Genomic DNA, 600 nt, shown 5'->3' with positions numbered 1-600 from the left:
TTTATCTGGAGACGCACCTCGTTCAAACAGTACAAGAATTTCGCTGGGATCAGGTATGCGACGCTCACCTTCAGCGACCAGCATTGCTTGCAGAGCCTCGAAGCGACGCTGTACTTTCAGGGCAGAGTTCGATTGTTCGACATGCCCACGACGCGTGAAACAATCGGGACAGACACCGTCCTCGAACGGATAGTCCAAACCCGACATCTCATGAGCAGCCTCAACCAGACGCGGGTCTTCAAACGCCCAGAATTCACCGGAGAAACGAACATCGACTGCAGTAAAGGCCGGAGAAAACAACGACACGGCATCTGCAACGGTATAGGAGCGCTGATGCAGATGGGCGTGATAATGCAAGCCACAGCCGGGACAGTTGATTTCAGCGGCTGCAAGCAGCTCACGATAAGGCACGGCAATCAGAATATAGCGCCCCGATACTCGTGCTATCTCGGCCAGTGCCTTGGCATAGATGGCGTCCGGTAAATGCTCGATCACGTCACTTGACAGTGTCAGGTCGAAGCACTCATCTGCGAACGGGATTGCACACAAGTCAGCAACCAGCGCCGGTGCATTTACATGACTGACTGCCGCCTCACGGAT

Annotated in this window: 1 protein-coding gene; it reads right to left on the bottom strand. The window is 54.3% G+C overall.

Annotated features, from left to right (window positions below; genetic code table 11):
• A partial coding sequence (locus NRB16_RS28970; RefSeq protein WP_257107577.1) for a class I SAM-dependent methyltransferase occupies positions 1-600 on the bottom strand: 600 nt, incomplete at both ends.

The organism is Pseudomonas sp. LJDD11 (assembly GCF_024584215.1).
In the GTDB taxonomy this organism is placed as follows: Bacteria; Pseudomonadota; Gammaproteobacteria; order Pseudomonadales; family Pseudomonadaceae; genus Aquipseudomonas.
Note: the sequence above shows the minus strand (reverse complement) of the source record. Positions and strands in the feature narration are given on the sequence as shown.